The organism is Amycolatopsis sp. cg5 (assembly GCF_041346955.1).
GTDB lineage: Bacteria > Actinomycetota > Actinomycetes > Mycobacteriales > Pseudonocardiaceae > Amycolatopsis.
This window is the reverse complement of sequence record NZ_CP166849.1, coordinates 1,840,710-1,864,137: the sequence shown is the minus strand read 5'-3', so window position 1 is coordinate 1,864,137 and position 23,428 is coordinate 1,840,710. Positions and strand designations below refer to the sequence as shown.

The 23,428-nt window shown below is 68.6% G+C and carries 19 protein-coding genes and 1 pseudogene; 14 read left to right on the top strand and 6 right to left on the bottom strand.

The genetic code is table 11. The features are described from left to right. Positions 1 to 168: 168 nt before the first annotated feature. Positions 169 to 1,428 carry a DUF222 domain-containing protein gene (locus AB5J62_RS08525; protein ID WP_370947588.1) on the top strand — a complete coding sequence of 420 codons (1,260 nt, stop codon included), beginning with the start codon at positions 169 to 171 and terminating at the stop codon, positions 1,426 to 1,428. A 637-nt stretch (positions 1,429 to 2,065) separates the two neighbouring features. Here AB5J62_RS08525 and AB5J62_RS08520 read toward each other — a convergent pair. Then, positions 2,066 to 3,202 carry a methyltransferase domain-containing protein gene (locus AB5J62_RS08520; protein WP_370947587.1) on the bottom strand — a complete coding sequence of 379 codons (1,137 nt, stop codon included), beginning with the start codon at positions 3,200 to 3,202 and terminating at the stop codon, positions 2,066 to 2,068. Between the two features lie 141 nt (positions 3,203 to 3,343). Between AB5J62_RS08520 and AB5J62_RS08515 the strand changes: the two genes are divergently transcribed. Together AB5J62_RS08515 and AB5J62_RS08510 are read left to right on the top strand one after the other, a co-directional pair. Next, complete coding sequence (locus tag AB5J62_RS08515) at positions 3,344 to 4,507, top strand: trans-acting enoyl reductase family protein (RefSeq protein WP_370947586.1); 1,164 nt, start codon at positions 3,344 to 3,346, stop codon at positions 4,505 to 4,507. Between the two features lie 26 nt (positions 4,508 to 4,533). Further along, complete coding sequence (locus AB5J62_RS08510; RefSeq protein ID WP_370947585.1) at positions 4,534 to 5,346, top strand: carbon-nitrogen family hydrolase; 813 nt, start codon at positions 4,534 to 4,536, stop codon at positions 5,344 to 5,346. Here the strand turns inward: AB5J62_RS08510 and AB5J62_RS08505 are convergent. Then, entirely contained in the window at positions 5,310 to 6,128 is an 819-nt protein-coding gene (locus AB5J62_RS08505; RefSeq protein WP_370947584.1) for an SDR family oxidoreductase, read from the bottom strand. The genes AB5J62_RS08510 and AB5J62_RS08505 overlap by 37 nt on opposite strands. A gap of 113 nt (positions 6,129 to 6,241) precedes the next feature. Between AB5J62_RS08505 and AB5J62_RS08500 the strand changes: the two genes are divergently transcribed. Beyond that, positions 6,242 to 6,838: a TetR/AcrR family transcriptional regulator gene (locus AB5J62_RS08500; RefSeq protein WP_370947583.1), complete on the top strand. Its 597-nt coding sequence runs from the start codon at positions 6,242 to 6,244 to the stop codon at positions 6,836 to 6,838. A gap of 8 nt (positions 6,839 to 6,846) precedes the next feature. On the opposite strand, the gene AB5J62_RS08495 is transcribed toward AB5J62_RS08500, so the two are convergent. Then, a complete protein-coding gene (locus AB5J62_RS08495) occupies positions 6,847 to 8,175 on the bottom strand; it encodes a hypothetical protein (protein WP_370947581.1) in 1,329 nt (442 codons plus the stop codon). A 283-nt stretch (positions 8,176 to 8,458) separates the two neighbouring features. On the opposite strand from AB5J62_RS08495, the gene AB5J62_RS08490 reads away from it, so the two are divergent. Next, positions 8,459 to 9,298, top strand: a complete 840-nt coding sequence (locus AB5J62_RS08490) for a chitosanase (protein ID WP_370947580.1) — start codon at positions 8,459 to 8,461, stop codon at positions 9,296 to 9,298. A 104-nt stretch (positions 9,299 to 9,402) separates the two neighbouring features. On the opposite strand, the gene AB5J62_RS08485 is transcribed toward AB5J62_RS08490, so the two are convergent. Further along, positions 9,403 to 10,059 (bottom strand): GntR family transcriptional regulator, encoded by a 657-nt coding sequence (locus tag AB5J62_RS08485; RefSeq protein WP_370950213.1) that lies wholly within the window; start codon positions 10,057 to 10,059, stop codon positions 9,403 to 9,405. Between the two features lie 158 nt (positions 10,060 to 10,217). Between AB5J62_RS08485 and araD the strand changes: the two genes are divergently transcribed. The 4 genes from araD (at position 10,218) to AB5J62_RS08465 (ending at position 16,566) form a co-directional block, all read left to right on the top strand. After that, positions 10,218 to 11,936: an L-arabinonate dehydratase gene (gene araD / locus AB5J62_RS08480; RefSeq protein ID WP_370947579.1), complete on the top strand. Its 1,719-nt coding sequence runs from the start codon at positions 10,218 to 10,220 to the stop codon at positions 11,934 to 11,936. 117 nt (positions 11,937 to 12,053) lie between these two features. Beyond that, on the top strand, positions 12,054 to 13,838 hold the full coding sequence (locus AB5J62_RS08475; protein ID WP_370950212.1) for a VanW family protein: 1,785 nt from the start codon (positions 12,054 to 12,056) through the stop codon (positions 13,836 to 13,838). A gap of 413 nt (positions 13,839 to 14,251) precedes the next feature. Further along, positions 14,252 to 15,010, top strand: coding sequence for an ABC transporter ATP-binding protein (locus tag AB5J62_RS08470; protein ID WP_370947578.1), 759 nt, complete (start codon positions 14,252 to 14,254; stop codon positions 15,008 to 15,010). Positions 15,011 to 15,012: 2 nt separating this feature from the next. Further along, entirely contained in the window at positions 15,013 to 16,566 is a 1,554-nt protein-coding gene (locus tag AB5J62_RS08465; protein WP_370947577.1) for a hypothetical protein, read from the top strand. Here AB5J62_RS08465 and AB5J62_RS08460 read toward each other — a convergent pair. After that, positions 16,563 to 18,107, bottom strand: coding sequence for a TolB family protein (locus AB5J62_RS08460; RefSeq protein WP_370947576.1), 1,545 nt, complete (start codon positions 18,105 to 18,107; stop codon positions 16,563 to 16,565). The two genes, AB5J62_RS08465 and AB5J62_RS08460, sit on opposite strands and share 4 nt — an antisense overlap. 93 nt (positions 18,108 to 18,200) lie before the next feature. Then, positions 18,201 to 19,554 (bottom strand): annotated as a pseudogene (locus AB5J62_RS08455) (TrpB-like pyridoxal phosphate-dependent enzyme). 61 nt (positions 19,555 to 19,615) lie between these two features. Here AB5J62_RS08455 and AB5J62_RS08450 point away from each other — a divergent pair. Genes AB5J62_RS08450 through mtnA form a run of 5 tightly spaced genes read left to right on the top strand, consistent with a single transcriptional unit; the run spans position 19,616 to position 23,397 of the window. Beyond that, on the top strand, positions 19,616 to 20,488 hold the full coding sequence (locus AB5J62_RS08450; protein WP_370947575.1) for an arginase family protein: 873 nt from the start codon (positions 19,616 to 19,618) through the stop codon (positions 20,486 to 20,488). Between the two features lie 22 nt (positions 20,489 to 20,510). After that, complete coding sequence (locus tag AB5J62_RS08445) at positions 20,511 to 20,921, top strand: Clp protease N-terminal domain-containing protein (protein WP_370947574.1); 411 nt, start codon at positions 20,511 to 20,513, stop codon at positions 20,919 to 20,921. A gap of 1 nt (position 20,922) precedes the next feature. Then, positions 20,923 to 21,624, top strand: coding sequence for a dienelactone hydrolase family protein (locus tag AB5J62_RS08440; protein ID WP_370947573.1), 702 nt, complete (start codon positions 20,923 to 20,925; stop codon positions 21,622 to 21,624). Between the two features lie 13 nt (positions 21,625 to 21,637). Continuing rightward, positions 21,638 to 22,429 carry a PIG-L family deacetylase gene (locus AB5J62_RS08435; RefSeq protein ID WP_370947571.1) on the top strand — a complete coding sequence of 264 codons (792 nt, stop codon included), beginning with the start codon at positions 21,638 to 21,640 and terminating at the stop codon, positions 22,427 to 22,429. Continuing rightward, entirely contained in the window at positions 22,429 to 23,397 is a 969-nt protein-coding gene (mtnA, locus tag AB5J62_RS08430) for an S-methyl-5-thioribose-1-phosphate isomerase (RefSeq protein WP_370947570.1), read from the top strand. The genes AB5J62_RS08435 and mtnA overlap by 1 nt, the downstream gene beginning before the upstream one ends. Positions 23,398 to 23,428 lie beyond the last annotated feature (31 nt).

The following is a 23,428-nucleotide window of genomic DNA, read 5'->3' as shown; positions in this document are numbered from 1 at the left end:
GAACTGGTCTCGCGCGACTGTACTCGCGGGTAACCGGCACTGGGAACCTTCGGCAGTCCAGCGTGAACATCTCCGCAGCCCGACTCGGGAGTGGCTGTGCGGCAAGGGAAACGAAGACGTTCGAGTGGCTAGTGGCATGCTCCCCTTAACGCGAGTAAGGTGGAGTATGTGATCAGCACAGAACCCCCTGACCTCCAAGCGCTACCCGAGTGGTGGCGTCTCGAGGATGACGCGCTGCTGATGGCGTACGTAGCGCGGGAGAGGGAGAAACGCCGTTTAGACGCGGAGCAGGGTCAGATCCTGGCCGAGGTTGAATCGCGTGGTGTGCGGGATGTGTCCGGCTATGCGACGGTGGCGCAGATGCTGGTGGACTGGGTCCAGATCAAACCCGCGGAGGCGAAAGCCCGCGTGGAACGCGCTCGCGCCCTCAACCCCCGCCAGGATGGTGGCATGCGGATTCCTGCGTTGGCGCCTTATGCCGCGGCGGCGGCGTTGAGGGGTGATCTGGGTCCAGCACAGCTGGATCCGATCATCACCGCGTTGGCCGGACTACCCGCGTCGGTGTCGACAGAGGACCGAGAGACCGGGGAACACATCCTGGTCGATCTGGCTCGTACGGCTGGTCCGAGGGAGATCACCAAAGCCGCCGTCAATCTGCGGGATCGGCTTGATCCTGATGGGCGTGAGCCGAAAGATCCCGATCCGGTGGCGCCGCGGCGGGAGCTGGAGTTCGTGACCCACCGAGACGGCACCCACGGCCTGAAAGTCAAAACCGACGCCGACACCATCGCCCGATTGAAAGCGCTGTTGGATCCGCTCGCCAAACCCCGCCCGGCCACCGAGGAGGAAGGCCGTGATGCCCGGTCGCAGTGGCAACGGTGGGGTGACGCGTTCACCGAGTTCGTGCAGATGGGCATACTCAACCCGGAAATCCCCACCCAGGCCGGGGACAGTGTGCACGTCGTGGTCACCATCAGCCTCGACGAACTCCGATCCGGCATCGGACAGGGCCGCCTGGACCTGGTCGGCGACATCAGCGCCGCCGAAACCCGCCGCATGGCCTGCGACTGCAAAGTCATCCCCGTCACCCTCGGCTCCGACGGCCAACCCTTAGATGTCGGCCGCGAACAACGCCTCGCCACCCCAGCACAACGGCGAGCACTGGCCATCCGCGACCGCGGCTGCGCATTCCCCGGCTGCGATGCGCCGACGCAGCAATGCACCGCCCACCACATCATCTTCTGGGCACACCACGGCGAAACGAAAATCGACAACCTCGTCCTGCTCTGCAGCCGACACCACCGACTGATCCACCACAGCGAATGGGACGTCCGCATCGCCACCGACGACCACCCGGAATTCATTCCACCGGCGTTCATCGACCCGGCCCGCGCTCCCCGTCGCAACACGATGCACGCCCGAGCCTGAACACCCCGAACCGGGAGCCTCGGCCGCGCTTAAGCCCTGCCGCGCACTCGCGCCTGAAGCCAGCCGCAATCCGACCTCGACCGCATCACCCGAATTTGAGATTCCGGCCGCGCACTCGTAACCGAAACCCAGCCCCACCCATAACACCCGCCGCGACCATCGCCCCGGGGCAGGCCGACCTGCAAGCCCTGAGCGGGCGTTAGTCGTGAGTGTTCCCAACGGTTAGAACCGTCGCCATCACTCACGACCCCCAAGCCCCGGCTGCCCGACCCACCACGCAAGGCGGGCAGCAGAACCTGGTCGCGGGCATCCGATGAGCCGGAGCAGGATCAACCCAAGGTGCCCTCGGGCCGTATGGATATTTCCGCAGCGAGCACAAAACCCACCCGACCCAGGCAGCGGAAATGTTCATACGGGACCGCAGTAGAGGTGACCCAAACAGACCCAAACCCCAGGCATACCGTCCACGCCTGATCCGCAGAAAGCGACGCCTTCGGACGACACGCGTACCCAGATGGACGGCACGCGTACCCAGATGGACGGCACGCGTACCTAGACGGACGACACGCGTACCTGGGCGGACGGCACGAGATCGGCAGCAGAACCCGGCCAGGAGCGAGGCCAGGGCCAGTGCTGGTCAGTGGGGCGGGAGGGTCCAGCGGAAGTCGCCGTCCGGGTCGTCGAGCCAGACGCGGTGGTAGCCGTCGGCGGTGACCGTCAGGCCGAAGCGGTCCCAGCTGGGGCGGCCGACGGCGGACCAGAGGCGGTGGGTGCGGAGGAAGCGGTCCCAGATGCGGACGGGGCCGCCTTGGCAGACCATGCGCTTGCCGTCGGGCTCGGGCTCGCGGCGGACTTCGCACCAGGAGCCGTCGCGGGCGGTGAAGGTGATCCAGTCGTCGCGCTCGCCCATGGCCAGTACGGGTGGGATGAGGGTGTGGGCGAGGAAATACGGGACGCGCTCTTCGGGGAGGGTGGGGTCGATTTCCGTCCAGCAGATGGCGCCTTCGTCGACGCGGGAGGGGCGTGGGGGTGGCTCGGGGGCGGTGTCGGCGGCGCGCATGGGGAGGAATGAGGCCCAGTCGGGCAGAAACCGGCCCTCCAGGCGGTCGGGATAACGGCGCAGCAGCACCAGGCTGCCCGCGCCGGAGCCTGCTTCGAGGTCGGCCAGCACGAGGCCGTTGACGGCCAGCTGCTCGGCCCACGCCCAAGGGATCGCCGGCACCGCGCAGGTGACCAGAATACGGTCGAAAAGTGCTTGGCCGACAACGCCTTGGGCGCCGTGGCCGACGGTCAGCGTCGGATGGTGGCCGAGTGTGGCGAGGCGTTCCCTGGCGGATTCGACCAGGTCGGCGCCGATGTCGATCGAGTAGACGTGGTCGCCGCCGAGTCTGCGGCTGAGCAACGCGGTGTTGTAGCCGGTGCCGGTGCCGACTTCGAGCACGCGGTGGCCGTCGCGGATGTCGAGTGTTTCGAGCATGCGCACCATCAGGCTCGGCTCGGACGCGGATGAGATCGGCACCTGCTCGCCGTTCGGCATCCTGGCGATGGCCGTGATCAGCACGGAGTCGGAATACACCGTGTCGAGCCAGTCTTCGGTGCCCGCTACCGCGACCCAGCTTTCGGGTTCCTTGCGGTAGAACGAAGGCACGAACACGTGCCGTGGCGTGGCCTCCAAAGCGGTGCGCCACGCCGGATCGCGCAGCACACCGTCCTTGGTGAGGCGGTCGGCCAGATCCCGGGCCCGCGCGTCCCATGGCAGCGCGGTCGTCGTCATCAGCGGCCCCTCCAGGTCGGTACCCTCCGCTTACATCTTGACCATTTCCGTGACTTTTCGGTACCAACACTGACCATTTGGCCGAATGACATTGCGATCCGGTAAATCCGGATACCGCCGGTAGCTGATAGCGTCGCGGCCATGCGGACCTACGACATCGTCCTGTTCGGTGCCACCGGCTTCACCGGTGAGCTGACCGCCGAGTACCTGGCGCGGCACAGTCCCGTCGGCGCGCGCTGGGCGCTGGCAGGCCGCAACCAGGCGAAACTCGAAGCCGTGCGCGAACGGCTCGCGCGCATCGACGCCGAGTTCGCCGAGCTGCCGCTACTCAAGGCCGACAGCACCGATCCGGACTCGCTGCGTGCCGTCGCGGAGTCGGCGAAGGTCGTGATCACCACCGTCGGGCCTTACCTCGAATACGGCGAGCCGCTCGTCGCGGCGTGCGCGGAAGCGGGGACCGACTACGTGGACCTGACCGGGGAGCCGGAGTTCGCCGACCGGATGTACCTCAAGTACCACGCACGCGCGGTCGAAACCGGCGCGCGGCTGGTGCACGCGTGCGGGTTCGACTCGATCCCGCACGACCTCGGCGCTTATTACACCGTCAAGCAGCTGCCTGAGGGTGTGCCGATCACGATCAGCGGTTGCGTGCGCGCGGGCGGGATGCCGTCCGGTGGCACGTTCAACTCGGCGCTGACCGCGTTCTCGCGCGTGCGGCAGATGGTGTCGACCGCCAAGGCTCGCGCACAGGCCGAGCCGAAGCCGCCGAAGCGTCGTGTGCGGGTGGAACAGGGCAAGCCGCACCGGATGCCCGGCTCGAAGTTCTGGGCCATTCCTTTGCCGACAATCGATCCGCAGATCGTCGGACGTTCGGCCGCCGCGCTCGAGGGCTACGGCCCAGATTTCACCTATCGGCATTTCGCGGCCATCAAACGGTTGCCGACGATCGTCGCGGGCGCCGCCGGGCTGTCCGCGATCTTCGTCGCGGCGCAGCTTCCGCCCGCTCGCAAGGTGCTCGGGAAACTGCGCAAACCCGGCGACGGGCCGGACGCCGCGCTGCGCGCGAAGTCCTGGTTCTCGGTGCGATTCGTCGGCGAAGGCGGTGGTCAGCGGGTCAGGACCGAGGTTTCGGGTGGTGACCCCGGCTACGACGAGACGGCCAAGATGCTCGCCGAGTCCGCGCTCTGCCTGGCGCACGACGACCTGCCGCCGACGGCCGGTCAGGTGACCACCGCGGCCGCGATGGGCGACGCGTTGCTGGAACGGCTGATTTCGGCGGGCATCCGATTCGAGACTGTCGAGTAGCCGCTTCGCCGCTACCTTTGAAAGATGTGAGGACTGCACTGGTTCAAGTGGCCAGCCCGCGCGAGGAAAGCGTGACGGCGAGGCGGGACAGGGTAGCGGGCATGCTCGCCGACGCGGCGGGCGCGGACTTGGTGGTGCTGCCCGAACTATGGCCGACCGGCGCGTTCGCGTTCGACACCTACTCCGAGGACGCCGAGCCGATCCACGGCGAAACCGTCTGCGCCGCCAGGGAATGGGCGCGGCGGCTCGGCGCGCATCTGCACCTCGGCAGTTTCCTCGAACGCGGCGCGGACGGCAGGCTGCGCAACACCTCGGTGCTCATCGGGCCGGACGGCGCGGTGCTGCACACGTACCGCAAGGTGCACGTTTTCGGTTACCAGTCCAGGGAAGCCGAGCTGCTGACGCCGGGCGAGACCGTCGACACGGTCGACACCTCGCTCGGCAGGCTGGGCACGACGACCTGCTACGACCTGCGCTTTCCCGAGCTGTACCGGGCGCTGGTCGACAAGGGCGCGGAGTCGATCATCGTGACGTCCGCGTGGCCGGACGCGCGGCTCGGGCACTGGCGGCTGTTCACCACCTGCCGCGCCGTCGAGGAGCAGGTCGTGCTCATCGCGTGCAACGGCGTCGGCGAGCAGGACGACGGTGTGCGGCTGGCCGGGCACAGCCGCGTCGTCGACCCGTGGGGTGAGGTGCTCGCCGAAGCCGGGACGGCCGAGGGCATCACGTTCTGCGACGTCGACCTCGGCGTCATCCCGACCGCGCGCAAGGAGTTCCCGGCGCTGGCGGACCGGCGTCTCGCTCAGGCGCCCGTCTGGCCCGCGACGCGGCGTTCGTAGGCGGCACGGCCTTCGGGGTCGACCGCGGTGAGTGCGCGGTCGTCGCCGATGAGCCGCCTGCCCAGGCTGATCACGGGTTCCGGGGTGACCGCGGCGAGCAGATCCCAGCCACCGACATAGCGCGGCACCGGGATTTCGGCGCGGCGGTGACGGCAGCTGGCGACGACGGCGTCGGCCACGTCTTCGGGGTCGACGGTCGGCAGGCCCTTGCCGAGCGAGACGCCCGAGGCGAGTTCGGTGCGCACCGCGCTGGGCAGTACGGCGCTGACGCTGACCCCGGTGCCGGCGTATTCGCGGCGGACGGCGGCGGTGAGGCCGACAGCGGCGAACTTGCTCGCGTTGTAGACGGCCATGCCGGGCAACGGGATCTTGCCCGCCATCGACGCGATGCTGACGATGTGCCCTCGGCCGCGCGCGATCATGCCGGGCAGCACCAGACGCAGGCCGTGGATCAGGCCCCAGACGTTGACGTCGAGCGTCGTGCGGCTCAGCGCGTCGGGCTCGTCGAGGAAACCGCCGAGCGGCATCACGCCCGCGTTGCCGACGAAAACGTCGATGTGGCCGTGCTCCGTGGTGATCTCGTCGACGAAAGCCTGGAAGGACGCACGGTCGGTGACGTCGAGCTTGTACTGCTTTTCGCCGGGGTCGAGATCGCCGACGCAGACCTTCGCGCCTCGGGCGGCGAACGCCTCGGCTGTCGCCTTACCGATGCCGCGGGCGCCACCGGTGATCGCGATGACCGCGCCATTCAGGTCGATCGCGGGATAGCGGCTACGAAACACGGGTCTTCCTTTCGATCGTCCGGATTTTCGGAGACTAGCAGTATTTCGATACCGTTGGTAGGCTAACTCGGGTATTCCGATACCCGGGACGCCGAACGCTTAGAGTGACGCCCATGGCCCGACTGACCCGCGCCGAAAGCCAGGCACGCACCCGCGAACAGCTGATCGCCACCGCGAAGGACCTCTTCCTGCGCGACGGCTACTCGGCGACCTCGCTGGAGAAGGTGGCCGACGAGGCCGGCTACTCGAAGGGCGCGGTCTACTCGAACTTCCGCAACAAGGACGAGCTGTGCCTCGCGGTGCTCGACCGCATCCATGAGGATCAGGTCGCGATGATCGCCGAGGCGCTCGTCGGCGCCGACGACATGAACGGGCTGATCACCGCGTTCCAGTCCTGGGCGGAGCGCAGCATCGGCGACGAGGCGTGGACGGCGCTCGAAGTCGAGTTCGCCACCAACGCCAGGCGCAACCCCGAGGTCAGGCATGAGCTCGCGATCAGGGACAAGGCGATCCGCGACTCGATCGCGGCGCTGCTGACCGGATACGCCGAGCAGTTCTCGATCACACTGCCGATGTCGGCGGACGACGCGGCGACGGCGCTGCTCAGCCTGGGCATCGGACTCGGCGTGCAGCGCGCGATCGACCCGAGCATCCCGGTGAACGTGCTGCCCGACGTCATCCGGCTCTTCGCGGGTTCACCGGCGGGATAAAGCCCGCTTTACTCCGCGGACGAGCTGGAGGAGAGCTCGCGCAGGCGGTCGCGGACCGAGCGCCAGGCGAGGTCGGCGTTGAGGTGGCGGCGGATGCCCGTGTCCGGTGGCTGCTCGGGCGGGAGCAGGCGCTCGGCGAGGTCGGCGAGCCACGGCGCGTCGCAGGGATCGACGTACTTGCAGAGGTGGCTCCAGGCGAAGAAGCTCACCGGCGACTGCTCGAGGTACGCGACGATCTGGTCGCGCGGGCGCAGGCCGAGCACGTTCGCCGGCCAGAGCGCGTCCAGGAAGTCGGCGCGCGCCGGGTCGGCCAGGTGCGCGAGCACCGTCTGCGTGATCTCGGGTCGGCCGAGCAGCTCGGCGTAACGCGTGCGCAGCGCGTCGACGTCGAAGCGCCATGGCAGGCCTTCGATCGGGTTGTCCAAAAAGGACAGGACGGCGACCAGCGGGCGGATGGTGCGCAGGCACGGTTCGCGGGCGTCGACCAGCTCGGCGTACCGCCAGAGCACCGGCACCGCGTCGAGGTAGTACTCGATGCCGTCGCCGGGGCCGTACTCGGCGACCAGCGCGGTGAGGATGGCGCCCGCGCCGTCGAGCAGGTCGTCGTCGACCACGGCGGCGGACAGCGCGTCACGCAGGCCGCCGGTGACCGCGGCGGTCAGCGCGAGGTACTCGTCCATCACGTCGTTGCGGAAGCCGTCGCGCAGCAGCCACGACTTGATCTCCGGGTCGCGGGAGTCGGCGAGCCGCTCGACCGCCTGCACCCGGCCCCAGCCGCGGACGCGGCGCGCGAGGTCGAAGATCGCGCGGTGCGGATCCGGCTGGGTGCGCCAGAGCGCGTCGACGGCGAAGAGCGTCAGCTCCTCGAGCGCGCCCATCAGCAACAGCAGTTCCCGATCACGCTCATCACCACTCAGGCTGAGCAAGAGCAAACCGATCTTGACCGATTCACGCAGTGTTCCGCCCTCGACCAGCAATCTGGCCAATTCGCGGACTCGATCATCGGAAATGTCTCGTTGTTCGAGCAGACCGGACAGTTCATCGGACATTTCCGCGACATTGACGTCTTCCAGGCGGCGTTCGAGGCCCGGCACGATCGCCGGGACGAGCTCGCCGCGGGCCGCCTCGGCCAGCAGATCCGCCAGCCCGGCCGCGCCCTCGAGCCGGTTGCCGGCCAGATGATGACTCAGTATGCCGTCGAGCGCGCCTGCCGCGAAGACGGCGCCGTCGCCGTGTTCCGGCTCGTCAGGCAGCGGATTTCCTTCATCCGGCCAAGGTCCGGGGCCGTACAGTGCCGCCAGCGAAAGGGCATGCGAAAAGAACGTGGATCCACTCATCGCGCGCGCCAGCGCCTCCCCTTCGGACGGGTCATAGGCAAGAGAATGACAGCTACCAGGGGTTTGGGCAACCGATTACCCGTTCATGTACATGAAATCTTCGGTGCTCTTGTGGCTTGATTGACCCTTCGTTATCGTACGGATACGCCGCAGCAAGAAGCAGAGCTGCAATTCCCGAGCACCACCCTCCGGGGTTTCTCCCTGCCCGGAGCAGCTCTGTCGAAATAGGTAAACAGCACCACTCTTCGTGCCCTAATTCAACGATGAAAGGGACCTTTTAAACATGAACGCCAGAATCCGCCGCGGCATCGGCGTCGCCTCCGTGCTGGCTTTGTCCGTCGCGACGCCCGTTGTGGTCTCCACCGCCTCCTTCGCCGCCACCGAAGCACCCGCGCTCGGCGCGGCCGTGCTCGCCGGTGACCTTTCGGTGCCCGCGAAGAAGGAAATCGCGATGAAGCTCGTCTCCAGCGCGGAGAACTCTTCGCTGGACTGGAAGGCGCAGTACAAGTACATCGAGGACATCGGCGACGGCCGCGGCTACACCGCGGGCATCATCGGGTTCTGCTCGGGCACGGGCGACATGCTCGACCTGGTCGAGTACTACTCGGAGACCACGCCGGGCAACCCGCTGCAGAAATACCTGCCCGCGCTGCGCAAGGTCAACGGCACCGACTCGCACTCCGGGCTCGGCAGCGCGTTCGTCAACGACTGGAAGAAGGCGGCCGCCACCGACGCCTTCAAGAACGCGCAGAACCACGAGCGTGACCGCGTCTACTTCAACCCGTCGGTCGCGCAGGGCAAAGCGGACGGCCTGAGCAATCTCGGACAATTCGCCTACTACGACGCCGCGGTCATGCACGGCTTCGACGGCGGCTCGACGAGCTTCAAGGGTATTCGCACCGCCGCGCTGAAGAAGGCGAAGCCGCCGTCACAGGGTGGCGACGAGACCGCTTACCTCAAGGCGTTCCTCGTCGAGCGCAAGCGCGTCATGAAGCTCGAAGAGGCTCACTCCGACACGTCCCGTGTGGACACCGAGCAGTCGAAGTTCCTGAACGAGAAGAACTTCGACCTGCACACCCCGCTGAAGTGGTCGGTGTACGGGGAGCAGTTCCAGATCAACTGAACCTGACGCGCGTGCTTCGTCCGAGGCGGGATTGAGCCTGCGCACCGGTCAAGGACTCGTGCGCGTTGCGGGCGGTTAGAACCGCCCGCAACGCGCACGAGCCGTCAGTCCCCTATGGCCGCGACGATGCGGTCGAGGAAGTCGGCCACGTGGTTGCGGAGCAGATCCGACGCGGTCTGCGCGTCGCCCTTCTTCGCGGCGGCGAGAATCGCCTTGTGCTCGTTCCATTCCTTGCGCCAGCTGGGGTTCGCTTCCCAGCCGACGATGCTGATCAAGGCCGCGCGGTCCTTGAGGTCGTCGAGGATGCTGACCAGCAAAGGATTGCCGCAGCCGCTGTAGAGCGCGCGGTGGAAGCGGCGGTTCAGCAGGCTCAGCGCGGCCTGGTCGCGATCGGAGATGGCGGCCGAGGCCTCCTTCAACGCCTCGGCGGCGTCTTCGAGCAGCGCCGGGTCGCGGCGCTCGACCGTGCGGCGGACCGCTTCCGGTTCCAGCACCAGCCGGACGTCGTAGACGGCCTTGGCGAGTTCGGAGTCCACCACGCACACCGAAGCGCCCTTGTACGGGCTGAACGTCACGAGGCCCGAATTGGACAGCACCTTGAGCGCCTCGCGCACCGGCGTCTTCGAGACGCCGAGCTTGGCCGCCAATTCCGCTTCGACCAGCGGCTGGCCGGGTAACAGCTCCCTGGTGAGGATGCCTCGGCGGATTTCCTCGAGCACCACTTCGGTGCGCGAGGCGGGCAGGCTGAACGTCCCAGACATCGTCATCTCCGGCTCCCGACGGCTTTCGCAGATAGTGCCAAATCTACTGGCAAGACGCCGTCCGGATGTTCACCTGGTGAACAGTCGCAGAAATGATATATGAGATGTCATACTTTAGGGACTACACATACCCCAGGAGAGTGGCAGGATCAGCTCACATGATGAAGCCTGAGGACCTCCGCAGCCACCGCTGGTTCGGTGGCGACGAGCTGCGCAACTTCAGCCACCGGGCACGGAGCAGGCAGCTCGGGTTCAACCCCGAGGAGCACCTCGGCAAACCCGTCATCGGGATCCTGAACACCTGGAGCGACATCAACCCCTGCCACATGCACCTGCGTGAGCGGGCCGAGCAGGTCAAACGCGGTGTCTGGCAGGCGGGTGGCTTCCCGCTGGAGTTCCCGGTCGCGACGCTGTCGGAGACCTATCAGAAGCCGACGCCGATGCTCTACCGGAACCTGCTCGCGATGGAGACCGAGGAGATCCTGCGGTCCTATCCGATCGACGGCGCCGTGCTCATGGGCGGCTGCGACAAGAGCACCCCCGCGCTGCTCATGGGCGCCGCCAGCGCCGGGCTGCCGTCGATCTTCGTGCCGGCCGGGCCGATGCTCAAGGGCCACTGGCGCGACGAGACGCTCGGCAGCGGCACCGACATGTGGAAGTACTGGGACGACAAGCGCGCCGGCCTCATCGGCGACGCAGAGCTGTCCGAACTGGAACGCGGCCTCGCCCGCTCCCCCGGCACCTGCATGACCATGGGCACCGCCTCGACCATGACCAGCGCCGCCGAGGTGCTCGGCATGACGCTGCCCGGCGCCGCCTCGATCCCGGCCGTCGACTCCGCGCACCACCGGATGGCCGCGGCGAGCGGCGCGCGGGTGGTGGACATGGTCTGGGAGAACCTGACGATCTCGCAGGTGCTCGACAAGCGCGCGTACTCCGACGCGATCACCACCGTGCTCGCGCTCGGCGGCTCCACCAACGCGGTGATCCACCTGATCGCGATGGCGGGCCGCAGCCAGATCCCGCTGAGCATCGAGGACTTCGACGCCATCGCCCGGCAGGTGCCGGTGCTGGCCAACGTCCGTCCCGGCGGCGACTTCCTGATGGAGGACTTCTACTACGCGGGCGGCCTGCCCGGCCTGCTGTCGCGGCTGACCGACCTGCTGCACACGGACCGCGTCACGGTCACCGGCAAGACGCTCGGCGAGCTGCTGGCGAGCGCGCGCGTGCACAACGACGACGTGATCCGCACCCGGGAGAACCCGGTCGCGGCCGAGGGCGGCGTCGCCGTGCTGCGCGGCAACCTCGCGCCGTCCGGCGCGGTCATCAAGCACATCGCCGCCGAGCCGCACCTGCTCACCCACACGGGTCCCGCGGTCGTGTTCGACAACTACAGCGACCTCAAGAAGCGCATCAACGACCCGGAGCTGGGCATCACCGAGGATTCGGTGCTCGTGCTGCGTGGTTCCGGGCCGCTCGGCGGACCGGGCATGCCCGAGTACGGCATGCTGCCGATCCCCGACCACCTGCTGGCCAAGGGCGTGCGCGACATGGTCCGGATCTCCGACGCGCGGATGAGCGGGACCAGTTACGGCGCCTGCGTGCTGCACGTCGCGCCGGAGTCGTTCGTCGGCGGCCCGCTGGCGCTGGTGCGCGACGGCGACCTGATCACGCTGGACGTCCCGGCGCGGCGGCTGCACCTCGAAGTCGACGACGCCGAACTCGACGCCAGGCGTGCGCGGTGGGAGCCGCCGTCACCGCCGTTCGAGCGCGGCTACGGCTCGCTTTACGCCAAACACATCACGCAGGCCGACGAGGGCTGTGACTTCGACTTCCTCGCCAAAGCCGGTGCGAACCCGGAGCCGGACGCTCGGTAATCGATTGTCTTCAGGGAGCATCCCCCAACCGGGCGAGTGTGAACGGCCATCCGGCGTGCCCGTATCTTGAACACCGGCGATCGGCAACCCCGAGCTGATCGTGGAGGGTTGAGAGAGTTGCCGGATTCCTACTGGCCCGGGTCGAGCGCCGAGCAGACGGACATCTTGCCTGCCGTTTCGGTGCTGACACAGGAGCCTCCCACAGAGGCGCCGGTTCCGCCGAAGAAGCGCTTCGACAAGCGCAAAGCCGCCATCATCGGCGGCTCGGTGTTCGGCGGGCTCGTGCTGCTCTGGGGCGCCGACCTGCTGATCAGCAACGGCAGCGTGCCACGTGGGGTCACGGTGGCCGGGGTGGACGTCGGCGGGATGAGCCGCGACAGCGCCGAGAAGGAGCTGCGCGCCAAGATCGAGCCGAGGCTGAGCAGCCCGGTGCAGGTCAAGGCCGGCGACGTCACCGACCAGCTCGCGCCGAAGGCCTCCGGCCTGACCCTCGACTGGCCCGGCACGCTGGATCAGGCAGGCGACCAGCCGCTCAACCCGTTCACCCGGATCGCTTCGTTCTTCTCGTCGCGTGAGGTCGGCGTCGCGACGCACGCCGACGACGCCAAGCTCGCCCAGTCGCTGGAGCAGCTGCGGGCCAAGACCGACCGTGACCCGATCGAGGGCACGATCCGCTTCGACGAGGCCGAGCCGGTGCTGGTCGAGGCCAAGCAGGGCCAGAAACTCGACGTTCCCGCCGCCACGCAGGCCGTGCTCGCGCACTGGGCCGCCGGACAGGCACTCGACCTCCCCGTCGCGCTCACCCCGGTCCAGACCAACCCGGACGCGCTCAAGGCCGCTTTCGAGCAGGTCGCCAAGCCCGCCGTCGCCGGTCCGCTGACCATCAAGGGCGAGGGCAAGGACGCCAAGCTGGAGCCCGCCCAGATCGCGGCCGCGCTGAGCTTCGAGCCGATCACGCTGGCGCCGAAGATCGACCAGGAGAAGGTCGTCGAAGCGGCCGGTCCGCAGCTCAAGTCCACCGAAAAAGAGGGCAAAGAGGCCTCGATCGTCTTCGAAGGCGGCAAGCCGACCGTCGAGCCGTCCGTCGACGGCAGGGGCGTCGACTGGGAAGTCAGCCTCAAGCCGATGGTCGACGTGCTCAAGCTGGCCGACAAGCGCGAGCTGAAGGCCACCTACAAGGACACGCCCGCCAAGGTGACCACCGAGCAGGCCAACGAGCTCGGCGTGAAGGAGGTCATCGGCGAGTTCACCACCGGTGGCTTCGCCGCCGACTCCGGCACCAACATCCGCGTGGTGGCAGGCAAGGTCAACGGCGCGATCGTCAAGCCGGGCGAGACGTTCTCGCTCAACGGCTTCACCGGCCCGCGCGGCACCAAGCAGGGCTACGTCGAGGCGGGCGTCATCTCCGACGGCGCGCCCGGCCGCGAGGTCGGCGGCGGCATCTCCCAGTTCGCGACGACGCTCTACAACGCCGCGTACTTCGCCGGGATGAAGGACGCCGGGCACAAGGAGCACAGCTACTACATCAGCCGCTACCCCGCCGCGCGCGAGGCGACGGTGTTCCAGAACCACGACGGCAGCAGCGTCATCGACCTCAAGTTCACCAACGACAGCCAGACCGGCGTCGCGATCCAGACGATCTGGTCGCCGACCTCGCTCACGGTGAAGCTGTGGGGCACCCCGCGCTACAAGGTCGAGTCGATCGCGGGCGCGCACACCAACCAGACCGAGCCGCAGCCGAAGGCCGGTCCGGCGGAGAACTGCCACGCCAGCAACGGCGCGCCGGGCTTCACGACCACGGACACCCGCGTCCTGCGCGACGCGGCCACCGGGCGCGAGGTCAGCCGCAGCACCCGCACGGTCAAGTACAACCCGCAGCCGAAGATCACCTGCGGCGAATAAGCCTGTGCGTTGAGCCCCGTCCGGATCCCCGGGCGGGGCTTTTCGCTGCTCGGAATGGGTCGTGAGCTCAGGTCCCGCGCTGGGCTGAGCCTGTATGAAGGCTCCCTTCATACAACGCCGGCTGTATGAAGGGAGCCTTCATCGCGAATAGGCGTATGAGGGGAGCCTTCATACAGCCGCCTCGCGCGCGCCCCGGGGACTCGGGAGCGCGCCCACGGACAGTCGGGTGATGGCACCCCGCACTCACGCCGGGCCACGCAGCTGGTGCGGGTGCGCCGCCGAGACTGGGTCGTGAGTGGTTAGACCGGTTCTAACCGGCAATACCACTCACGACCCCGAGACAACCTGACGGGCCGCGCCGGGCGTATACCCGGCGTAGGGTCGCGCCAGCGACTCGTCAGAGGGGGATGCGCATGGTTCCGGCGCTGGGTATGTACGGCCTGTACCGGCAATTCGGCGCGAAGCGCGCTGTCGACAATGTGAGCCTCGAAGTGCCGCCTGGGTCGTTCTACGGCCTGGTCGGGCCCAACGGCGCTGGCAAGACCACGGCGTTGTCCATGGCCGTCGGGCTGCTGCGGCCGAGCGCGGGCGGCGCGCGGATCTTCGGTGTCGACGTCTGGGCCCAGCCGGAACAGGCCAAGGCGCAGGTCGGAGTGCTGCCGGACGGGCTGTCGATCCCCGAGCGGCTCACCGCGCGTGAGCTGCTCACGTACATGGGCACGCTGCGAGGGCTCGATGCGCAGACGGTCGCCGAGCGCGCGTACGAGCTGCTGGGCGTGCTGGAGCTGCTCGACGCGGCGAACACGCTGGTCATCGACTACTCGGCGGGCATGCGGAAGAAGATCGGGCTCGCCATGGCGCTGCTGCACGCGCCGAAGCTGCTGGTGCTCGACGAGCCGTTCGAGGCGGTCGACCCGGTGTCGGCGTCGACCATCCGCACGATCCTGAAGCGGTTCGTCGCGTCCGGGGGCGCCGTGGTGCTGTCGAGTCACGTGATGGCGCTGGTCGAGCAGATGTGCAGCCACGTCGCCGTGATCAGCGCCGGGCGGGTCGTGGCCGCGGGCGCCGTCGACGAGGTGCGGGGCGAGGGCAGCCTCGAAGACGCGTTCGTGCACATCGTCGGCGGGCGGACCGGTGGGGCGGAGGGGCTGTCGTGGTTGGCGTCTTCGTAGGGATGAAGCTGCGCGTGATGCGCCACTCGCTGCGGGGCAATCGCAAGATCGGCACCATCATCGGCGGTGTACTCGGGCTCATCGCGGCTTTCATCACGCTCTCGTATGGCGCGGCTTCTTTCCCCGATCCGGGTACGTCGGTCGACCTGCTGGCGTCGATCTACGCGTTCTGGATGCTCGGCTGGATTCTCGGGCCGGTCATGATGGGCGGCGACGAATCGCTGCGGCCGGAGCACTTCTCGCTGCTGCCGCTGAGCTCGCGCAAGCTCGCGACCGGGCTGCTCGCGGCGAGCTTCGTCGGGGTCACCACGGTGGTCTCGCTGATCGCGTTCGCCGGGCTGGCCGTCTACGGCCTGCGCCTCGGCGGCGGGGCGGTGCTGGTCGGCCTGGTGTTCACGGTGCTGCAACTGGGGCTGGTCGTGCTGCTGTACCGGGTGGTCACCGGCCTGCTCGGCGCGCTGCTGAGCACCCGCAGGGGCAAAGACCTGGCGCTGGCGATCGTCGCTTTGTTCACGCTGTCCGGCGTCGGCCTGCAATACGTGCTGAACACGCTGGGCCCGGCGATCGTCGACGGCAGGGCGAGCGAGTTCACCTCGGTCATGCGGGCGCTGCCGTCCGGCTGGGGCGCCGTCGCGGTGCGCGCCGCCGCGGACGGGAACTGGCAGACCGTGCTGCTGCTGGCCGCGGCCACGGTCGTGCTGCTCGCCGTGCTGCTACTGGTCTGGGCGAAGATGCTCACCTGGCGCATGACCCATCCGGTACATCACGGGGTGGCCAGGTCCCGCGCGAAACGGACCGGCCGCACGCTGCTGCCCGCGACCCCGCTCGGCGCGGTGACGAGAAAAGAACTGCTGGCCTGGCGGCGTGACGCACGGCGCCGCACCACGATGTTCACCGCGATCATCATCGGCCCGGCGATCATGGTCGCCCCCTCGCTCTACGAAGGGTCGGCGGCCCCGTTCGCCGCGTTCGCCGGGGTCTTCCTCGCCTTCTACGTCCCGCTTTACACCGCCAACATGTACGGCCTCGACGGCAGCGGCCTGTGGCACACCCTGCTCACTCCCGGCGCGATACGGGCCGACGTCCGCGGCAGGCAGCTGGCCTGGCTGCTCATCGTCGGGCCGATCGGGCTGGCGTGCTGCCTGGTGCTCCCCGCCGTCACCGGTCATCCCGGCACCTATCCGCTGGTGCTCTCCTTGTTCGCCGTCCTGGTGCTCGCGGGAGCGGGTTCCGCCGTCCAGCAGTCCGTGATGGCACCCTATCCGCTGCCGGATCAGCGCAAGAGCTCGAATCCGTTCGCCTCGGGCGGCAATCCGGGCTGCGCGAAGATGCTTCCCTTGCTCGGCATGGAACTGCTGGTGGCCGTGGCGACGATCCCGGTGGTCATCGTCGAGGTCGTCGGGTACAACCAGGACCTGGTCGTGTTGTGCTGGCTGGGTCTGCCGCTCGGGATCGCCATCGGCGGGGCGTTCTATTGGTTCTGGGGCAAGAGCGCGGTCGCCAGGCTCACCATGGCGGGCCCGGACATACTGGAAGAGCTGCGAGTGTCCGTTTAGGACGCTTGGACACTGTCGAGACTCAACGTCTGGAGCAGGCCGAGGTTGAACCGGATGTACCGATACGGCGCGCCCGCGTGGCGTACCACGGAAGTCTTCGGGGACAGCTGACCTGACCCGACGTACTTTCCTTTCGCGTCAAGGAAGTCGAGCTGTGCCGAGCCGAGGCACGAGCCGTGGATCTTCAGGTCGCCCACGCCTTCTTCGTCGTCGCCGAGGTCGAGGATGAACCGGCTGTTGAGCAAGCCGATGACCGTGGCGTGCCTGCCGTCGGGTGCGCCGAGTGCGTGCTTTCCGTTCAGCACCAGCACGTTCGACGTCGCCGTGACGGTGTTCGCGAACGGATCGGCGCCCGGTTTCGGCAGCCTGGTGTGGAAGACGTGGCCGTCGCCGTCGAAGGTGACGGACCGGCCGTCGCCGCTGATCGCCGGTCCCGCTCCGGCGCCGAGCCGGGTGAGCGTGCCGGTGCGCAGGTCTTTGACGAAGACGTCGAAGTCCTTGTTCGTGTCGCCCGGCGTGAGGTTGGCGGCCTTGCTCTCGAAGACGACGTACCGGCCGTCCGAGCTCAGCGCCGACCGGTAGGCGAGTTCGTCGCCCTGCTTCCCGTCTGCGGTGACGCTGGCCCTGACGAGCTCACCGCCGGCGAGATCCTTGACGTAGATGTCGGCGAAACCGTTGGTGTCACCCGGAATCAGCGCGGCGGCCGAACTGAACGTGACCGCCGAGCCGTCGGCGCTGATCCGCGGGCGCTCGGCGTCGGCCGCCGTGCTGACCCGGGTCACCTTGCCCGTCTTGAGGTCCTTGACGAACACGTCGAAGCGGCCTCGGCCGTCGCCGGGCGCCAGATTTCCCGCGTTGGAACGGAAAGCGACGTGGCGGCCGTCGGCGCTGACCGTCGGGCGGTCCGCCATGCCGAACGCGGGCGAGCCGTCGGCGGTCGCGCTGACCAGCGAGATCTTGCCGGTGACGAGGTCGGTGCTGAACACGTCGGGCGCGCCGTTCACGTCGCCTGGCACGAGGTTCGAGCCGACCGAGAAGAAGACGACCGAGCGGCCGTCGGCCGCGATCTGCGCCAGATACGAGACATTGTCGGCCCACACGCCCTCGGGAGTGCGGCTGGCGACCGTCAGCTTGCCGGTGCGCAGATCCTTGACGTAGACGTCCAAGCCCTCCGCCGTGCGGCCGGGCACGAGATTGCGCGCGTTGGAGGTGAACGCGACGAAACGACCGTCCGCGGAGATCGACGGCTCGTAGCCGCCCGCGTCGGCCTGCTCGCCGCGCGCGGTCACGTTGACCCTGGTCAGGGTGCCGAGCTGCCGGTCGCGGACGAAGATGTCGGAGGCGTTGTTGGTGTCGCCGGGCACCAGGTTCGACGCGAACGACTGGAACGCCACGAAGCGGCCGTCACCGCTGACGTAAGCGTTGTCGGACGGGGCGTTCCCCTTCGCGCTCACCACTTCGGTGACGGGCGCGATCGCGCCGGTGAGCAACGCGGTGACGGGCAGTACCGCCAAGAGGGTGAGCACTCTTTTCGCAGGCACAGGAAGTCCCTTCCCTAGCGCGGCGGTGGATTTGCTCCCACTAAGCCGCGCCAGCGAAGAAACCTCAAGATCACGCCTGCGCTATCCGTCAGATCAAGGCAATCCGGCCAGCGATTCCCCGAGCGCCTCGTCGGACAGCTCGTCGTTGACCATGTCGCCCGCGAAATACGAGCCATAGGCGGGCAAGTCCAGATGCGCATGACCGCACAATGCCGTGAGAATGACTTTCTCCTCACCGGTTTCCTTGCAGTGCAACGCTTCCCGGATGCAAGCCGCGAGCGCGTGCGAGGGTTCCGGCGCGGGGATGATGCCTTCCGTGCGGGCGAACTTCACCCCGGCCGAGAAGCATTCCTGCTGACCGATCGAAATCGCTTCCAGCAGCCCGAGTTCGTAAATGTGCGAGATCAGCGGCGACATGCCGTGATAGCGCAGGCCGCCGGCGTGGATCGGGTCGGGAATGAAATCGTGGCCGAGCGTGTGCATCTTGAGCAGCGGCGTTAGCCCGGCCGTGTCACCGAAGTCGTAGGCGTACTTACCCCGGGTGAGCGAAGGGCAGGCGGCCGGTTCGACCGCGCGGATCACCGGTGACATCCGGCCCGCCAGTTTTTCCCGCAGGAACGGGAAAGCGAGCCCGCCGAAGTTCGAGCCGCCGCCGGTGCAGCCGACGAGCACGTCCGGTGTGTCGCCGGCCAGCTCGAACTGCTTGAGCGCCTCCTCACCGATGATCGTCTGGTGCAGCAGCACATGGTTGAGCACACTGCCGAGCGCGTACCTGGCGCCCTCGTCGGCTGCGGCCTGCTCGACCGCCTCGCTGATCGCGATGCCGAGACTGCCGGTCGAATCCGGATGCGCGGCGAGGATGGCGCGTCCGGACGCGGTCAGCTCCGACGGGCTCGGATGGACGGTCGCGCCGAAGGTCTCCATCATGAGCTTGCGGTAGGGCTTCTGGTCGTACGAGGCCCTGACCTGCCAGACCTCGCATTCGAGCCCGAAGGTCGCGCAGGCGAACGCGAGCGCGCTCCCCCACTGCCCTGCCCCGGTCTCGGTGGTCAGCCGGGTGACGCCCTCTTGCGCGTTGTAGAACGCTTGCGGGACAGCGGTGTTCGCCTTGTGCGAGCCGACCGGACTGACACCTTCGTACTTGTAGTAGATGCGTGCCGGCGTGCTTAACGCCTTCTCAAGCCTTCGCGCTCGGTAAAGCGGTGAAGGCCGCCATAAGCGGTAGACGTCGAGCACCGGCTCAGGGATGTCGATGTAGCTCTCGCCGCTGACCTCTTGCATGATCAGCGCGAGCGGGAACAACGGCGCGAGATCGTCGGGGCCGACGGGCTCGCGGGTGCCGGGATGCAGGGGCGGCGGTGGTGGCTCCGGCAGGTCAGGAATGACGTTGTACCACCGGGTCGGCATGTCGGCATCGCCGGAGGATGTACTTCGTGCGCTCGGCCATAACCGTCCACGGTAGGAGCGGTGACAGGACCAAGCCAGTCGATCAGGCTAGATTCGGCCGCATGCGCCACCTCGTGCTGCTCGACGCACCGTCCAATCTGGGCCTTCGGCCGCCTGAGCCCGGAGCGGTGCCTGGCTGCTACAAGGCTCCGGGCGCGCTGCGCGACCAGGGACTGCTCGCCCGGCTCGGCGCGACCGATGGCGGCGTGGTCACTCCCCCGCGCTACCTCTCAGCGTGGCAGCCCGGCGACGGTGTCCGCAACGCCGCCGCGATCGCGGAGTACACGCGCACGCTCGCCGGGCGGCTGGCTGACGTCGGCGGCTTCCCGGTCGTGCTCGGTGGCGACTGCTCGATCCTGCTCGGCGCGATGCTGGCGCTGCGCCGCCGCGAAGGCCGGTTCGGCCTGGCCTTTCTCGACGGGCACGACGACTTCCGGCATCTCGGCAACTCACCGCACGTCGGGGCGGCCGCGGGTGAGGACGTCGCGCTGGTGACCGGCAGGGGCGCCGGCGAGCTCACCGACATCGACGGCTTGCGGCCGTACGTCCGTGACGAGGACGTCGTGGTGCTCGGCGCCCGTGAGCGCGAATCACGCGACGCGGCCGGCGCGGGCATCGCGACGGTGACCAGCGAGTCGATCATGGCTTCGGGACCGTCGGCCGCACTGGAGACCGCCAAGCGCGTGCTCGAGCCGCTCGACGGCTTCTGGGTGCACGTCGACATCGACACGCTCGATCCGGCGTACGTGTCGGCCGTGGACAGTCCCGACGACGGCGGGCTCGACCCCGAGACCTTGGTGGCGGTGCTGCGTGGCCTGCTCGCGCTGCCGGGCGCGGTCGGGTTCGAGCTGACCGTGTTCGATCCCGACCTCGACCCGGACGGCAGCCAGGCCGGGCTGATCACCGAGGTTCTGGCCGACGCTTTCCACCGCTGAGCCGAGCTGACATGCTGGGCCGGTGTTCCACAAGTTCACCGAATCCGCACGCAAGGTCGTCGCCGGAGCGCAGGACGAGACGCGCAAGCTCGGGCACCAGCGCATAGGGAACGAACACCTGTTCCTCGCCGCGCTGGCCCAGTACGGACTGGGGATCGACATCGCCGAAGCGCGACAGGTCGTCGGGCGGCTCGTGCCCGCCGACCAGGAACCAGGTCAAGGGCACGTCCCGTTCAGCACCGAGGCCAAGGGGGTGCTGGAACAAGGCCTGTACGAGGCCACCGGCACCGGCCACAAGCTGATCTCCGGCGGGCATCTGCTGCTCGCCACCATCGCCGATCCCGGCACGGTCGCCTCGCGCGCGCTGGGTGAGCTGAACGTGCCGGTGGCGGACTTCCGCGACCGCGTCATCGCAACCACGCTGGGGGACTGAGTTGAGCACACGCACCGAACGCGTCACCGTCGCCGACGGCGGGTTCGACCTGCCGGTCTGGCTGCCGGAGTCCGGCAGCGGGCCGGGGCTGGTGCTGATCCAGGAGATCTTCGGGCTCGACGACTATCTGCAGACCGTCGCCGCCGATCTCGCCAAGCTCGGTTACGTGGTCGCGGTGCCGGAGCTGTTCTGGCGCTTCCAGCCGAAGTGGTCGTCGGGGCACGACGAGGCCGGGATCGCGGCGTCGATGGCCGTGGTCGGGAAGTTCGACTTCGGGCTCGGGCTCTCGGACGTGCTGGCCACCGCCGACCTGCTGCGCGGGCTGCCGGAGGTCCGCGGCGGGGTCGGCGTGTTCGGCTTCTGCCTCGGCGGCTCGCTCGCGTTCTCCGCGGCGGCCGCCGGCTCGCCGGACACCGCCGTGTCGTTCTACGGCTCGACCGTGCCGGAGACCATCGGCCAGCTCGACAGCGTGACCTGCCCGATCCAGTTCCACTTCGGCGGCCGGGACCCGTACATCGCCCGTGAAGGCGTGAAGCTGGTCGAGGCGGCCGTCGCCGGGCACGACGGCGCGGAGATCCACATCCAAGAGGACGCCGGGCACGCGTTCCACAACCACGTGGCGGAGATCTTCTACGACGCCCCGGCTGCGGAAGCGGCTTGGTCGCTCACGGAAAGCTTCCTGGCACGGACCCTGCCCGTATAGGTAGCTTCGGGCTATGGCAACCCTGGTCACATTCCACGCACACCCCGACGACGAGTGCATCGGCACTGGTGGCGTCATGCGCAAGGCCGCCGAGGAGGGGCACCGCGTGGTGCTCGTCGTCGGCACCCGAGGCGAGGTCGGTGAGGTCGAAGACGGCTTTCTCGCTGAGGGCGAACAACTATGGGAGCGCCGCGTCATCGAGACGCACGCGTCCGCGGAGATCCTCGGCGTCAAGCGCGTGGAGTTCCTGGGGTACCGCGACTCGGGGATGATGGGCGAGCCGACCAACACCGAGCCCGGCACGTTCTGGACCGCCTCGGTCGAGGAGGCCGCCGAGAAGCTGGCCGCGATCCTGCGCGAGGAGAACGCGGACGTCCTCACGATCTACGACGACAACGGCGGCTACGGGCACCCCGACCACATCCAGGTGCACCGCGTCGGCAAGCGCGCGGCCGAGCTGGCCGGCACGCCGCGGGTGTACCAGGGCACGATCAACCGCGACGCCATGCGCCGCGGCATGGAGGAGGCCATCGCCTCCGGGCAGATGAAGGCGGAGGACGCGCCGGACTTCGACCGGTTCGAGTTCGGCAAGCCCGAAGCGGAGCTCACCTGCGTGGTGGACGTGACCGGCTACCTGGCCGAGAAGCGGGCCGCGATGCGCGCGCACGCGTCGCAGATCAGCGAGCAGTCGTTCTTCCTGTCCATGCCGGACGACCGGTTCGCGCACAGCTTCGGCACCGAATGGTTCATCCGCGAGGGTCAGGGCCCCGGCATCACCGAGACGGACCTGCTGGCGGGCTTGTAATGCGCCGGACCGTTGACTGGGCGGACGGCGCGGTCGTGATCATCGACCAGGTCGCGCTGCCGTCGCAGTACCGGACGCTGACGCTGCGCACGGTCGACGAGCTCATCGACGCCATCACGCGCCTCGCCGTGCGCGGGGCGCCCGCGCTGGGCGCGGCCGGTGCGCTCGGTGTCGCGCTGGCCGCGTTCACCGGCTCGGACGTCCCGGCGGAGGCCGAGCGGCTGGCGTCGGCGCGGCCGACGGCGGTCAACCTGCGCTGGGGTGTCTCGCGTGCGCTCGCCCGGCTCGACGAGGGCGCCGACGCGGTGCTCGCCGAGGCGCTCGCCGTGCTGGAGGAAGACGAGCGGCTCAACCGCGAGGCGTCCGGGCTGGCGGCGGAAGTCGTGCTTTCGGCGTGCTCGCGCCGTCCGCTACGGCTGCTCAGCCACTGCAACGCGGGCAGGCTCGCGACAGTGGCGTGGGGCAGCGCGCTCGGCGTGGTCTGGCACCTGCACGCCCAAGGCCTGGTCGAATCCGTGCTGGTGGACGAAACCCGGCCACTGCTGCAGGGCGCCAGGCTGACGGCGTGGGAGCTGGCGGAGGCCGGGGTGCCGTATCGGGTGCAGCCGGACAGCGCGGCGGCGCTGGCGATGTCGCGCGGCATGGTCGACTGCGTGCTGGTCGGCGCGGACCGCATCACGGCGAACGGCGACGTGGCCAACAAGGTCGGCACCTACTCGCTGGCGATCGCGGCGGCCCATCACGGCGTGCCGTTCGTGGTCGTCGCTCCTTCGTCCACAGTGGACACCGCGCTGGCGACCGGCGCGGAGATCGAGATCGAGGAACGCCGCGCGGACGAGCTCACCCACTTCGCCGGGCAGCAGGTCGCGCCGGACAGGGCGGCCGTGTTCAACCCGGCGTTCGACGTCACCCCGGCCGCGCTCATCACGGCGGTCGTGACCGAACACGGCGTCTTCAAGCCCGCCTAAGGGGTCGTGAGTGGTATGACCGGTTAGAACC